Origin of the sequence: Actinomadura livida (assembly GCF_014648675.1) — a bacterium.
Taxonomy (GTDB): Bacteria; Actinomycetota; Actinomycetes; order Streptosporangiales; family Streptosporangiaceae; genus Spirillospora; species Spirillospora livida.
In genome coordinates, this window is sequence record NZ_BMRO01000004.1 from 1 (window position 1) to 13,143 (window position 13,143).

Sequence of the window (13,143 nt, forward strand, 5' to 3'; positions counted from 1 at the left end):
CATCACCAACCGAGGCCGCCGCATCGCCGCAGTCGTCCCCGTCCCCATCGCCGAAACCGCCGACCAAGACCACGACGGCCGCTGAACCAGCCCGGTCAGAGCACGCCCGGGCCTGACGGCCCTCCCGCGCGGGCCTTCACCCCCGGTCTGAAAGCCGGAGCACTGGCCCGCACACCGGTAGCGGCGCGGGCCCCGGACCGGGGAGCCGGTCCCGGCCGGGGTCAGGACGCGGCGTGGGCGGGGACGGCCCGCCGGGCGGCGCCTCCGACGCGCGGCAGGACGAGTTCGCCGACGCGGTACGCCTCCTCCAGCGCCGGGTAGCCGTTGAGGATCAGGGTGTCGAGCCCGGCGTCGGCGTACTCCTCGATGCGCTCGGCGACCTGCGCGTGGCTGCCGAGCAGCGCCGTCCCGCCGCCGCCCCGCACGAGCCCGATCCCGGCCCACACGTTGGGGTGGACGAGGAGGTCCTCGACGGCGCCGTGCCTGCCGCCGTGCAGGTCGCGGACGCGCGCCTGGCCCACCGAGTCCATGGCCTTGAGGGTCCGCTGCGTCGCGGCGACGGCCTCGTCGGTCATGGTGTCGAGGTGGCGGGCGGCCTCCGCGTACGCCTCCCGCTCCGTCTCCCGGGTGACGACGTGCATGAACACGCCGAACCGCAGCGTCCGCCCGTACGCGGCGGCGCGCTCGCGCATCTCTTCGACGCGGGTGCGGATCACCGGCGGCGGCTCCCCGTACATGAGGTAGACGTCCGCGTGCCGGGCGGCGATGTCCTTCGCGATGTCGGAGGAGCCCGCGAAGTAGACCGGCGGGCGGGGGCCGTAGTCGACGGGGCTCTCCACGGTGTTGCGGAAGTGGGAGCCCTCGTGGCCGAACGGCTCGCCGCGCCACAGCAGGTCGAGGACGGTGAGGAAGTCGTCGGTCCGGCGGTAGCGCTCGTCGTGGTCGAGGAAGTCGCCGTACGCGCGCTGGTCGGCGGGGCTGCCGCCGGTGGTGATGTTCAGCCGGACGCGTCCGCGGGTGGCGCGCTGGAGGGTGCCGGTCATCTGCGCGGTGATCGCGGGCAGGGTCAGCCCGGCGCGGAACGCGACGATGTACTCCAGGGTGCGGGTCTGCTGGGCGACGCCGGCGGTGATGACGAAGGTGTCCTCGCTGCCGAACCCGGTCGGCAGCAGGACGCCGGAGAATCCCGCCTGCTCGGCGGCGCGGGCGAGCTGGGCGAGGTAGTACGGGTCGGACTCGCGGACGCGGGCGTAGAGCCCTTCCTCCTCCGTCCGTCCGGCGCGGTCGGTGCCGACGATGTTGCGGCCGTCGCCGTACGTCGGCAGGAACCAGTGGAACTCCATCGAACGGTCCTCTCAGGCGTGGGTGCGGGCGCGGGTGCGCGCCGGGGCGGGTGCTCGGGTAGGGGCGTGGCCGCGGTCGCCGGACAGGTCGACGCCGAGGCTCAGCAGGAGCCGGTGCCGCAGCGCGGCGAAGCCGGCGTCGCGCGGGTCGCGGGGACGCGGCAGGCCGACCGGGATCTCCTCGGCGATCCGCCCGCTGTCGACCAGCAGGACGCGGTCGGCCAGCAGCAGCGCCTCCTCCACGTCGTGCGTGACCATCAGCGTGGTGATCTCGTGGTGCCGCCACAGCTCGGCGACCTGCCGCTGCATCTTCAGGCGCGTCAGGGCGTCGAGGGCGGCGAAGGGCTCGTCCAGCAGCAGCAGGTCGGGGGTGCGGACGAGGGCGCGGGCGAGCGCGACCCGCTGGGCCTCGCCGCCCGACAGCGTCAGCGGCCAGGAGTCGCCCCGGCCGGGCAGCCCGACCTCGGCGAGCGCGCGGTCGGCGCGTGCGCGCAGCTCCGCGCGGGGGCCGCGCAGGCCGAACGCGACGTTGCGCCACACCGGCCGCCACGGCAGCAGCCGGGCGTCCTGGAACACGATCGCGTGCTCGCCGGCGACCTGGACCTCGCCGGTCGCGTCGGAGTCGAGGCCGGCGACGATCCGCAGCAGCGTCGACTTCCCGCAGCCGCTCGCGCCGACCAGGACGACGAACTCGTGCTGGGCGACGGCCAGGTCGACGCCCTGCAGCACGGCGCGGTCGCCGAACGTCCGGCCGACGCCGCGCAGGCTGATCGCGGGACCGGTCCGCCGGGTGGCGGGGTCGTTGTCCGTCATGGTCACGCTCCTTCGAAGGTGCGCCGCCAGCGCAGCGCCCGCCGCTCGATGAGCCGGACGATCGCGTCGGCCAGGATGCCGATGACCGCGTAGACCGCCAGCGCGGTGATGATGATCGACGTCTGGGCGAGGATGTTCGCCTGGACGATGAGGTAGCCCAGCCCCGACTGGGCGTTGATCTGCTCGGCGACGACGAGGCTCATCCACGCGGTGCCGAGCGCGTAGCGGAGCCCGACGAGCGCGGACGGCATCGCCCCGGGGACGATGACGTCGCGGATCAGCTCCCACCGGCTGACCCGGTAGCCGCGGCCGAGGTCGATGAGCCGGTCGTCGACGTCCCGGATGCCCTTGAAGACGTTCAGGTAGACCGGGAAGAAGCTGCCGAGCGCGACCATCGTGATCCGCGGTGCCTCGCCCAGCCCGAACCACAGGATGAACAGCGGCACCATCCCCAGGTACGGCATGGTCCGGATGGCCTGGATGGTGGAGTCCAGGGCGTCCTCGCCGAAGCGGGACAGCCCGGCCGCGATGCCCGCGATGGTCGCCAGGGTCGCCCCGCAGGCGAGGCCGGCGACCGCGCGGAACAGCGAGATCCGCATGTGCTCGGCCAGTTCGCCGGACCGGGTCATCTCGGTCAGCGCCGTCACGATCTCCCAGGGGGAGGACGTGATGCGCGGGTCGACGGCGCCGGTCTCGGCCAGCAGCTGCCAGAGCGCGATCAGCCCGATCGGGACCAGCGCCCTGCGGAGTGTTCGCGGTACCCGGGTCATGGCCGTGCCCGCGAGTTGAACTCGGTGGTGAAGACCGAGTCGACCGTGATCTTCTTCTTGATGACGCCCTGCTGGAAGAACAGGTCGGCGATCCGCTGGTTGCTGCGGATGGTCGCGTCCTCGATGGGGTGCAGCCCGTCGGGGCGGTTGCGCTCCGCCTTGAGGGCGATCTCCTCGGGGATGCCGTTCAGCTTCGCGACGGCGGCGGAGCGCTCCTCCGGCTCGGCCTTGGCCCAGGCGATGTGCTCGGCCAGCTGCGCCACGAACTCGCCGACCGCCTCCTTCTTCGCGCCGAGCGCCTTGTCGCTCGCGATGTAGAAGAGGGGGTTGCCGGCGTTGATGGTGGTGCCGTCGGTGAGCAGGCGGCTGCCGGACGACAGGAACGTCGTGAGCGTCGGGTCGATGACGGTCGCGGCGTCCAGGTTGCCGCTGCGGAGGACCTGCTGGGCGTTGGTGCCGTCGGGGAGCTGGACGAGCTCGACGTCCTCCATCGTGAGGCCGACCGAGTCGAGGGCGCGGTTCAGCGTCCAGTGCGAGTTGGTCCCGCGGACGTAGGAGATCTTCTTGCCCTCGAGGTCGGACAGGGACGTGATGGGGGACTTCTCGTCCACGATGATCCCCTGCCCCTTCGGCCAGGGCGTGGTGGACGCGATGATCTTGAAGGGGACGTCCCCGGCCTGGGCCACCACCGGGCCGACCTCGCCCAGCTCCGCCACGTCGATCCGGTCGGCCTTGAGCGCCGCGATCATCGCGTTGGAGCCGCCGATGAGGTCGACGACCTCGATGCGCACCTTCCCGCTCTCGTCGTCCCCGTGCGCGGGGAACGTCGGGACCCAGCCGAAGGTCTTGGTGGTGCCGACGCGCAGCACGGTGACGCCGTCCTCGGCTTCGGCGCCGCCGCCGCAGCCGGTCGCGGCGAGGGCGACGGCGAGGCCGGTGAGGCCGGCCGCGAGGGCGCGCAGCCGGGACGAGGGGGAACGGCGGGTCATGGCGAGCTCTCCGGGGTGTCGGTCGCGGCCAGCGCTTCGCGGGCCAGGGTGAGGGCGAGGGAGTATCCGGGCACGCCGGACGTGATGAGGGTGGTCTCGGCGACGGCGAGCAGGTCCCGCCCGCCGGCTCCGGCGCGCACGGCGGCGAGCGCGTGGTGCCGGGCGGCGTCGGCCCTGCCCAGCGCGGCGAGCTGCGCGAACTGGACGAGCTGCTGCACCTTCAGCCCCAGCGGGCTGCGGACGATGACCTCTTCGCGCAGCTCTTCGAGCAGGCCGGGGGCGGTGAAGCGGCCGTGCTGCGCGCTGAACTCCCACCGCTCCCGGACGCTGCCGGGCACGGCGCCGAACAGCGTCCGGTAGGTCTCCTCGTAGGGACCGGTGTCGGGCACGGCGTTCTGGCCAGCGTTCTGCGCGGCGTTCTGGGCGGTGGTCACCGGCCGCCGCCTTCGAGTTCGAGCGGGAGGGCGCCGCCGAGCGCCGTCGCGCCCAGCGTGACCTGCGCGGTCTCCTCCAGCGCGACGACCAGCCGGGCCGCCCCGGCGGCGTCGGTGCCGGTCGCCAGCAGGCCGTGGTTGGCGAGCAGGACGGCGCCGCTGCGCGGATTCGCGGTGAACGTGTCGACGATCTGCGTGACGGCCCGGCCGCTGCCGCGCGGACCGTAGGGGGCGACGGGGACGTCCTCGGTCTGCCCCGCCCGCAGCAGCGACTCGTACCGCGCGGGCAGCTCCCGCCCCGCGACCGCGTAGGCGGTCACGAAGGGCGAGTGGGTGTGCACGACGGAGCCGGTGCCGGGGCGGGCGCGGTAGACCTCGGTGTGCATCCGGACGATCTCCTCGTTCTCGGGGGCCAGCCACCCGGCGACGAGGTCGCCGTCCAGGGTGACCACCGCGAACTCCTCCGGCCCGATCCCGCGGAGCAGGCCGCGGGAGGTGAGCAGGAGGCGGTCGGGCGTCCCGGGCACGCGGACGCTGGCGTTCCCGTGCCCGCTCTTGGACATGACGTCGGAGGCGAAGAGGTCCGTCACCGCGCCGAGCAGCGCGTCGCGCGCCGCCGCGACGTCGGAGTCGCCGAGCGGGAGTGGAGCTGGGGACCGCGGTGTCTGTGACATCTGAAGGAATCTCCGGGAGGGCTGTGTGACGGCAGAGAAGGGGTCTGTTCAGAGAGGGCTGTGCCAGCGGATCGGGGAGTGATCCCTGGCCTGAGTGCCGGATCAGTGGTGCTTGCACACTGAGCACGAGCGCTTCATCGCCGCCTGTCGGCGCGGTCGGCGTATTCTTAACTAAATCAGTAGAGAAAGTAGGGAGTCAAGCGGATGTGGTCACGGCCACGCCGCTCGCCCCGGCTGCCCCGCGAATCCACCGAAGCGGGCGTAACGGGTCGCTAGTGTGTGTCATCGCTCATGTGATGATCAGGGGGGCGTCGGTGGCAGACCAGGCATTCCAGGTGGATCTGCGCGGGGTGGTGGATCTGCTGAGCCGGCACCTGTACGCGAGCCCGCGCGTCTATCTGCGGGAACTGCTGCAGAACGCGGTGGACGCGATCACCGCCCGGGGCGCGGACGGCGGCCGGGTGGTCATCGAGACCGGCGGCGGGGTGCTGCGGGTCCACGACGACGGCGTGGGACTCACCGAGACCGAGGTGCACACGCTGCTCGCCACGATCGGGCGGTCGTCCAAGCGGGACGAGCTCGGGTTCGCCCGGCACGACTTCCTGGGGCAGTTCGGGATCGGCCTGCTGTCGGCGTTCCTGGTCGCGGACGAGATCGAGGTCGTGACGCGGTCCGCGCGGGGCGGTGCCGCCGTCCGGTGGACGGGACGCTCCGAAGGCAGCTACCGCGTGGAGCCGGGGCGGCGGGCGGAGCCGGGGACGACGGTCACGCTGCGAGCGCGGCAGGGCGCGGCCGAGCTGCTGAGTCCGGCGGCCGTCGCGGACCTGGCGCGGACTTACGGGTCGCTTCTGCCGGTGGAGCTCACCGTCGACGGCAGTCCCATCACCGGGGACGGCCCGCCGTGGCTGGCGCACCACCGCGATCCGGCGGCGCGGAAGCGGGCGTTGGAGCGGTACTGCGAGGAGCTCTACGGGTTCACGCCGTTCGACGTCGTCGACCTGGAGGTACCGGAGGCCGGGCTGACGGGCGTCGCGTTCGTCCTGCCGCAGGCGGTGTCGCCCACCGCGCGCGCCGCGCACCGCGTCTACGTGAAGCGGATGCTGCTGGCCGAGGGCGTCGAGGGGCTGCTGCCCGAGTGGGCGTTCTTCGCGCGGTGCGTGGTCGACGCGGGGGAGCTGCGTCCCACCGCGAGCCGCGAGGCGCTCTACGAGGACGAGCTGCTCGACGCGACCCGGGACGGCCTCGGGGACGTCCTGCGGCAGTGGCTCGTGCGGCTGGCCGAGACCGACCCGCCGCGGCTGCGCGGGTTCCTGCGGCTGCACCAGCTCGGCGTGAAGGCGATGGCGCTGCACGACGACGACATGCTGCGCATCGTGGACCGCTGGCTGGAGTACGAGACGTCCGCCGGGCCGATGACGCTGGCGGAGTTCCGGCGGCGCCACCCGGACGGCCGGTTCACCGCGAGCGTGGACGAGTTCCGGCGGCTGTCGGCGGTCGCGGGGGCGCAGGGCGTCGGGCTCGTCAACGGCGGCTACGTCCACGACACGGAGATCATCGAGCGGCTGCCCGACCTCGACCCCGACATCTGCCTGAGCAGGCTGGACGCGGCGGAGCTGACCACCACGTTCGGCGTCCTGGACCCGGCGGCGGAGCTGTCGCTGCGGCCGTTCCTCGCGGCGGCGCAGCGGGCGGTGGACCGGCTCGGCTGCGAGGTCGTGGTCCGCGACTTCGACCCCGCGTCGCTGCCCGCCCTGTACCTGACCAGCCGCGACGCGCAGTTCCGCGAGGAGCTCGGCCGGGCGCGGGACGAGGCCGGCGAGCTGTGGGCCGACGTGCTCGGCGCCGTCGGCGCCACGGCCGGCGTCGAGCGCCCGCAGCTGGTGCTGAACCACCGCAACCCGCTGGCGCGGCGCGTCATGTCCCTGGGCGACGGCGGGCCGGTCGAGCCGGCCGTCCAGGCACTGTACGGCCAGGCGCTGCTCCTCGGGCACCACCCGCTGCGGCCCGCCGACACGGCGGTCCTGAACCGTTCCTTCATCGGCCTGCTGGAGTGGGCCGTCCACGCTCCGGAGGCGCCCCGGTGACCGACGACGTCTACGCGCTCATGACCCAGGCGCAGGAGCTGCCCTACGGGGAGGCCCGCACCGTCCTGGTGGAGGACGCGCTGCGCCGCGCCGAGGCGGCCGGGGACGACGAGCTGGCGTTCCGGGTGCGGACCCGGCTGACCGACGCCTACCAGTACGGAGGCGAGCCCGCGAAGGCCCTCGCCACGTTCAGCCGCGCGCTCGCCGACCACGACCGCGACCCCGGCCGGTTCGACGAGACGCACCTGCTGCTGTGGCAGATGAAGGCGGTGGTGTCGTCCCTGACGCTGTTCCCCGAGGTCCCCCTCGACCGCACGTACGCCCTGCTGGACGACATGGAGCGCCGCTACCTCGCGGGCGGCCACAGCCTCCAGGCCGTCTACCGGCGCCGCCACCTGGTGGCCCAGCACGTCGGCGACGACGCGGTCGACGACTGGTACCGGAAGTGGCGCGCCGCCCGGCGGGACGAGCTGTCGGACTGCGAGGGCTGCGACCCGACCGGCATGGTCCGGCACCTCGCCCGCGTCGGGCGGTACGAGGAGGCGATCGAGATCGCGGCGCCCGTGCTCGGCTCGGAGCTGTCGTGCAACGAGCAGCCGCAGGCCGTGCTGACCGCGATGCTGCCGGTGTACCTGCGGACGGGCCGCACCGAGCAGGCCGCCGACGCGCACCGCCGCGCCTACCGGGTGCACCGGGCGCGGCTCGCCGACCTCGGCGACATCTCCGAGCACGTGGAGTTCTGCGCGGCCACCGGCAACGGGGCGCGCGGGCTGGAGATCGTCCAGCGGCACCTCGGGTGGCTCGACCGGGCGCCGAGCCCGCACGCGGAGATGGAGTTCGCCGCCGCGGCGGCGCTGCTGCTGGACCGGGTCGCGGCGGCCGGGCACGGCGCGGCCACGATCCGCCGGCCCGCCGCGGACGGGCGGCCCGCCGCCGACGTCCCGCTGCCGGAGCTGCGCGCCGAGCTCGCCGACCGCGCGACGGCGCTGGCGGCGCGGTTCGACGCCCGGAACGGAACGAGCTGCCAGGGCGAGCGGATACGGGCCACGCTGGCGTCCGAGCCGATCGCGGACTTCGTGCCGCTGGCCGCGCACCACCGGCGTCCCGCGCCCGCCCCGGAACCGGTCCAGGCGGAGTCCCCGCACGAGGACGTCGCGTCCGTGGAGGACCTCGACGAACTGCTGGACATCGCCGACGAGCGCCGCACCCACCAGGACGTGGAGATCACGCTGGCCGCGTGGCGGCGGTTCGACGACCTCGCCGGGACGGCCGAGCCGACGCCGCTGCAGCGGGCCCGCCGCCTGGACGGCCGGGGCGTCGAGCGCGCCCTGGACGGCGACGAGGAGGGCGCGGCCGCCTGCTGGGAGGAGGCGTCGCGGCTGTTCGGCGAGCTGGGCGACGAGACGCGCCGGCACCGCGCGCTCGGCCGGCTCGGCGCGATGCGCGCGAAGCTCGGCGACCCGCGCGGCCCGGCGGACATGACCGCCGCCGTCGAGCACTTCGCGAGCCACCCGACCCGCGACGGCGACGCCACCGGCGCGCTGCTGCGGCTCGCCACCTCGCACGTGGAGCACGACCGGCCCGCCGAGGCGCTCGCCGCCCTCGACCGGGTCGACCCGGGCGACGCTCCCGACCGGGCGGGCGAGCTCTGGTTCCTGCGGGGGCAGTCGCTCCTGCTGACCGGCCGGGCCGACGACGCCGTCGCGGCGCTGCGCCGGTCGGCCGCGGCCGCCCGCGCGTCCGGCGGCCCGGCGGAGGCCGCCGCCCCGCTGCTGCTGCTCGCCCGCGTCCTCTCCCGCCGGGACGGCGGGCCCGACGAGGAGGCGTTCGCCCTGCTCGACGAGGTGATCGGGGCGCAGCCCGCCGGGTCGCCGATGCGGGTGGCGGCGCACTCCGAGCGGGGGCTCGCGCTCCTGGCCGCCGACCGCCCGGCGGACGCCGTCGCCGACCTCGCCGAGGCCATCGCGGGCTGGACGGCCGAGGGGCTGCACGAGCAGGCCGTCCACCTGCGCGTGGACCTCGCCGCCGCGTACCTGTCCACGGGCCGCTGCCTGGAGGCCGCCGAGGTCGCCGAGGAGGCGCTCCCCGCCCTCATCGACCCGGCCGCCCATACCGACCCAGCCCGTAATGACCGGCACGACCGGCTCGCCGCACGGCGCTGCCGTTTGATCCTCGCGCACGCGCAGAAGGAACTGGGCGAGGAGGACGGTGCCGCGACGTTCGCGGCCCTCGCCGAGGACGCCGCCGCGGACGGCGACCACGGCGCGGTCGCGCACTTCCTCGACGAGGCCGGCGAGATCCTGACCGACCTCGACCGGGACGCCCAGGCCGCCGAGCGGTTCGCGGCGGCGGCCGAGGCGCACGAGAAGGCCGGCGACGCCTCCGGCGTGGTCCGCGCCCGCCGCCGTGCCGCGATGTGCCTGCTGTGGTGCGGGGACGGCGACGGCGCCGTCACCGCCATGGAGTCGGCCCGCGCGGCGCTGGCGGGCCTGCCGCCGGACGACGAGCCCGCCCGCGTGTGGGAGACCGCGCTGGTCTCCTATGACCAGGCTCGCGTGCTGGCCCAGGTGGGGCGGCTGGCCGAGGCGGTGTCGCAGGCGTCCGCCGCCGTGGACGGCTTCACCGCCCTGGACGAGACGGGCCCGGCCGAGGAGGCCGCCCGCCTCCGCGACGACATCAGGTCCGCGCTGGAGGAGGGCTAGGCGGGGGTGACGCGGCGCGCACCCGCGGACGGCACGGCCTCGATGAACTCCGGGGCCGTCCAGCCGCGCTCGGCGTAGGCGGCGGCGACCGCGTCCCGCACCCGCGCCGCGCGGTCGGCGGCCGTGAGGACGAGCACGGAGCCGCCGAAGCCGCCGCCGACCATCCGGCCGCCCCGCGCGCCCGCCCGCAGCGCCGCGTCGACCGTCGCGTCGGCCTCGGGCCAGGAGACCTCGAACTGGTCGCGCAGCGACAGGTGCGAGGCGTTCAGCATCGCGCCGAGCTCGGTGACGGCCCCGGCGCGCAGCAGCCCGACGGTGGCCTCGACGCGGTGGTTCTCGGTGACGACGTGCTGGACGCGGCGCCGCAGCACCGGGTCGCGGAGCGTCCCGAGGGCCCCGGCGAGGTCCTTGACGTCGCGCAGCGCGGCCACCCCGAGCAGCGCCGCGGCCTCCTCGCACTCGGCGCGCCGCCGCGCGTACTCGCCGCCCGCCAGGGCGTGGGCCGCCCGCGTGTCCACGACCAGCAGCGTCATGCCGGAGCCGGCGGGCGCGAACGGGACCTGCGACGACAGGCCGCTGCGGCAGTCGAGCAGCAGCGCGTGCCCCGCCGTGCACAGCAGCGACGCCGCCTGGTCCATCGGCCCGCACGGCACGCCGACCTGCTCGTTCTCGGCGCGCTGCGCCAGCCGCGCCAGCGCGGGACGGTCGACCGCCGCGCCGTGCAGGTCGCAGAGCGCGAGCGCCGTCGCGCACTCCAGCGCCGCGGACGACGACAGCCCGGCCCCCTGCGGCAGATCGGAGTCGATCAGCAGGGACGCGCCGCCCGTGCCGCGCTCGCGCAGCACCCGCGCCGTCCCGACCGGATACGCGGCCCACGCCCGCTCGGGCGGCCACCCCTCGGCCACGACCGGCCCGCCGTCCACGGGAGCGGTCACCGCGGCCGCGGCCTGCCGCGACCGCACCTCGACCACCCCGTCGCCGCGCCGCGCGGCCGCCACCGACACGCCGAGGCCGAGCGCGAACGGCAGCACGAACCCGTCGTTGTAGTCGGTGTGCTCGCCGATCAGGTTGACCCGGCCCGGCGCGTGCCACACGCCCTCCGGCTCGCGCCCGAACACCTCGTTGAACGCCTCGGCGAGCGCGCGGGAATCGGTCATCGGGAGCGCAGGAACGTCCACGCGTCGTCGACCATGGCGCGCAGGTCGCGCTCGGGCTTCCAGCCCAGCTCCGCCTGGATCTTGTCGGACGAGGCGACCAGCACCGCCGGGTCGCCGGGGCGGCGCGGCGCCACCTCGACCGGGATGTCCCGCCCGGTGACGTCCCGGCACACCTCGACGACCTCGCGGACGGAGCTGCCGGTGCCGCTGCCCAGGTTGTAGACCGCGTGCCGGCCCGGCTCGCAGGCGTCCAGCGCCAGCAGGTGGGCGCGGCCGAGGTCGAGCACGTGGATGTAGTCGCGGATGCAGGTGCCGTCCGGGGTCGGGTAGTCCTCGCCGAACAGCCGCACGGACTCGCCGTCGCCCTGCGCGATCCTCAGCACGTTCGGGATCAGGTGGGTCTCCACGGTGTGCCGCTCGCCCAGCGGCCCGTAGGCGCCCGCGACGTTGAAGTACCGCAGCGACACCCCGCCGATGCCGTGCAGCCGCGCGTACTCGGCCAGCGTCGTGTCGATCGCCAGCTTCGACGCGCCGTAGGGGTTGGTCGGGCGGGTCGGGTCGGTCTCCAGGATCGGCGTCGACTCCGGCTCCCCGTACGTCGCGGCCGTCGAGGAGAACACGATCCGCCGCACGCCCGCGACGCGCATCGCCTCCAGCAGCGCCAGCGACTCGCCGAGGTTCTTGTCCCAGTACAGGCCGGGCTTCTCGACCGACTCGCCCACGAGGGACTTGGCGGCGAAGTGCAGCACGGCGTCGAAACCGGCGCCGCCGAGCACGTCGGCGGCGGTCTCCCGCATGGTGCCGCGCACGAGCCGGGCGCCCTCCGGCACGGCGTCCTCATGCCCGGTGGACAGGTCGTCCAGGACGACGACCTCGTGCCCCGCCTCCACGAGCAGAGCGGAGACCACGCTGCCGATGTAACCGGCGCCTCCGGTGACGAGAAGCTTCACGAACGGACCTCCACGGCGAATGTTTCGGGTACGGCGGGGCCCGTCCAGGCTATCCGGAACGCCGGACGGGGAAGGCTGAACGCATGGACCGGACGCCGCCGCGGCCGCCCCGCGGGCTCGCGCGCCCCCTGGTGCGGCTGCTGTCCAGCTCTGCCGACCTCGTCGTCCGGCTCTCCGGCGGCGACCCCGCCGGGCTGCGGCAGGAGATCACCGCCGAGCGGATGCGGGCGCTCATCGCCGAGAACACCCAGCTCACCGCGGACGAGCGGGCGCTCATCGGGGAGGTCTTCGCCGCGGGCGAGCGGCCGCTGCGGGAGGTGCTGGTACCGCGGACCGAGGTGGAGTTCCTCGACGCGGCGCTCCCGCTGCCCGCCGCCGCGCGCATCGCCGCCCGCAGCCCGCACTCCCGGTTCCCCGTCTGCCACCGCTCGCACGACGAGGTGATCGGCTTCGTGCACATCCGCGACCTGCTCGTCCCCGACCTGCCGGGCGCCCCGGACCTCCCGGAACCGCCCGCGCGGGACGTGCCGGTGGACATGCCGGTGGTCGACGTGCCGGTCGCGGACGTGCCGGTGAACGACGTGCCGATGGCGGACGCGCGGGTGGCGGACGTGCAGGTGGCGGACGTGCGGGTGGGGGACCTGGTGCGGCCGGTGAAGTTCCTGCCGTCCACCAAGCGGGTGCTGCCCGTCCTGTCGGAGATGCGCCGCGAGGGCTGCCACCTGGCGATCGTCATGGACGAGTACGGCGGCGTCGCCGGGATCGTCACGCTGGAGGACCTCGTGGAGGAGCTCATCGGCGACATCCGCGACGAATATGATGTGCAGGACGCGCAGGCACGGCGCCTGCACGGCGGCGTGGTCGAGGTCGACGGCCTGCTCAACCTGGACGACTTCGCCGCCGAGACCGGCATCCGGCTCCCCGCCGGCCCCTACGAGACGGTCGCCGGGCACATCATGGCGGTGCTGCGCCGCGTGCCCGCCGAGGGCGACTCCGTGGAGGCCGGGGGCCGCCGCCTCGCGGTGGCCCGGATGGACGGGCGGCGGGTGGCGCGCGTGCGCGTCATGCCGCGGGTTGCGCCGCAGGCCGCCACGGCGCCGCCCGGCACCCCGCCCGCGACCCCGCGGGCGGTCCCCGGCGACGCCGCCACCGGCTCCCCGGCGGGCCGGGCCACCGGTCCCGCCCCGAGCCGGGCCACCGGCGGCGGAGCCTCCGGAACCACCTGAG

At 75.1% G+C, this 13,143-nt stretch carries 11 protein-coding genes; 3 read left to right on the forward strand and 8 right to left on the reverse strand.

Annotated features, from left to right (window positions below; genetic code table 11):
- Nucleotides 1–221: 221 nt before the first annotated feature.
- The 6 genes from IEZ03_RS09780 to IEZ03_RS09805 are packed head-to-tail and all read right to left on the reverse strand — an operon-like array spanning nt 222 to nt 5,023.
- Nucleotides 222–1,343 carry an LLM class flavin-dependent oxidoreductase gene (locus IEZ03_RS09780; RefSeq protein WP_184888964.1) on the reverse strand — a complete coding sequence of 374 codons (1,122 nt, stop codon included), beginning with the start codon at nt 1,341–1,343 and terminating at the stop codon, nt 222–224.
- A gap of 12 nt (nt 1,344–1,355) precedes the next feature.
- The gene (locus IEZ03_RS09785; protein ID WP_184888962.1) at nt 1,356–2,156 is read right to left on the reverse strand and encodes an ABC transporter ATP-binding protein; all 801 of its coding nucleotides are present in this window, start codon (nt 2,154–2,156) and stop codon (nt 1,356–1,358) included.
- A gap of 2 nt (nt 2,157–2,158) precedes the next feature.
- Complete coding sequence (locus tag IEZ03_RS09790; RefSeq protein ID WP_184888960.1) at nt 2,159–2,926, reverse strand: ABC transporter permease; 768 nt, start codon at nt 2,924–2,926, stop codon at nt 2,159–2,161.
- Nucleotides 2,923–3,915: an ABC transporter substrate-binding protein gene (locus tag IEZ03_RS09795; RefSeq protein WP_184888958.1), complete on the reverse strand. Its 993-nt coding sequence runs from the start codon at nt 3,913–3,915 to the stop codon at nt 2,923–2,925. Before IEZ03_RS09795 ends, IEZ03_RS09790 begins: the two co-directional genes overlap by 4 nt.
- On the reverse strand, nt 3,912–4,349 hold the full coding sequence (locus tag IEZ03_RS09800) for a carboxymuconolactone decarboxylase family protein (protein ID WP_184888956.1): 438 nt from the start codon (nt 4,347–4,349) through the stop codon (nt 3,912–3,914). The genes IEZ03_RS09795 and IEZ03_RS09800 overlap by 4 nt, the downstream gene beginning before the upstream one ends.
- Nucleotides 4,346–5,023 carry a class II aldolase/adducin family protein gene (locus IEZ03_RS09805; RefSeq protein ID WP_184888954.1) on the reverse strand — a complete coding sequence of 226 codons (678 nt, stop codon included), beginning with the start codon at nt 5,021–5,023 and terminating at the stop codon, nt 4,346–4,348. Before IEZ03_RS09805 ends, IEZ03_RS09800 begins: the two co-directional genes overlap by 4 nt.
- Before the next feature lie 314 nt (nt 5,024–5,337).
- Here IEZ03_RS09805 and IEZ03_RS09810 point away from each other — a divergent pair, with 314 nt between their 5' ends.
- Nucleotides 5,338–7,107 carry an HSP90 family protein gene (locus IEZ03_RS09810; protein ID WP_229808175.1) on the forward strand — a complete coding sequence of 590 codons (1,770 nt, stop codon included), beginning with the start codon at nt 5,338–5,340 and terminating at the stop codon, nt 7,105–7,107.
- Nucleotides 7,104–9,809, forward strand: a complete 2,706-nt coding sequence (locus IEZ03_RS09815) for a hypothetical protein (protein ID WP_184888950.1) — start codon at nt 7,104–7,106, stop codon at nt 9,807–9,809. Before IEZ03_RS09810 ends, IEZ03_RS09815 begins: the two co-directional genes overlap by 4 nt.
- Here IEZ03_RS09815 and galK read toward each other — a convergent pair.
- Nucleotides 9,806–10,966, reverse strand: a complete 1,161-nt coding sequence (gene galK / locus IEZ03_RS09820; protein WP_184888948.1) for a galactokinase — start codon at nt 10,964–10,966, stop codon at nt 9,806–9,808. The two genes, IEZ03_RS09815 and galK, sit on opposite strands and share 4 nt — an antisense overlap.
- Nucleotides 10,963–11,916 (reverse strand): UDP-glucose 4-epimerase GalE, encoded by a 954-nt coding sequence (galE, locus tag IEZ03_RS09825; RefSeq protein ID WP_184888946.1) that lies wholly within the window; start codon nt 11,914–11,916, stop codon nt 10,963–10,965. Before galE ends, galK begins: the two co-directional genes overlap by 4 nt.
- Before the next feature lie 83 nt (nt 11,917–11,999).
- Here galE and IEZ03_RS09830 point away from each other — a divergent pair, with 83 nt between their 5' ends.
- On the forward strand, nt 12,000–13,142 hold the full coding sequence (locus IEZ03_RS09830) for a hemolysin family protein (protein WP_221480896.1): 1,143 nt from the start codon (nt 12,000–12,002) through the stop codon (nt 13,140–13,142).
- Nucleotide 13,143 lies beyond the last annotated feature (1 nt).

Excerpts from the sequence above, each read along its gene's own strand:
- IEZ03_RS09785 (WP_184888962.1), bottom strand. The coding sequence starts at position 2,156 with ATGACGGACAACGACCCCGCCACCCGGCGGACCGGTCCCGCGATCAGC.
- IEZ03_RS09795 (WP_184888958.1), bottom strand. The coding sequence starts at position 3,915 with ATGACCCGCCGTTCCCCCTCGTCCCGGCTGCGCGCCCTCGCGGCCGGC.
- IEZ03_RS09790 (WP_184888960.1), bottom strand. The coding sequence starts at position 2,926 with ATGACCCGGGTACCGCGAACACTCCGCAGGGCGCTGGTCCCGATCGGG.
- IEZ03_RS09780 (WP_184888964.1), bottom strand. The coding sequence starts at position 1,343 with ATGGAGTTCCACTGGTTCCTGCCGACGTACGGCGACGGCCGCAACATC.
- IEZ03_RS09830 (WP_221480896.1), top strand. The coding sequence starts at position 12,000 with ATGGACCGGACGCCGCCGCGGCCGCCCCGCGGGCTCGCGCGCCCCCTG.
- IEZ03_RS09805 (WP_184888954.1), bottom strand. The coding sequence starts at position 5,023 with ATGTCACAGACACCGCGGTCCCCAGCTCCACTCCCGCTCGGCGACTCC.
- galK (WP_184888948.1), bottom strand. The coding sequence starts at position 10,966 with ATGACCGATTCCCGCGCGCTCGCCGAGGCGTTCAACGAGGTGTTCGGG.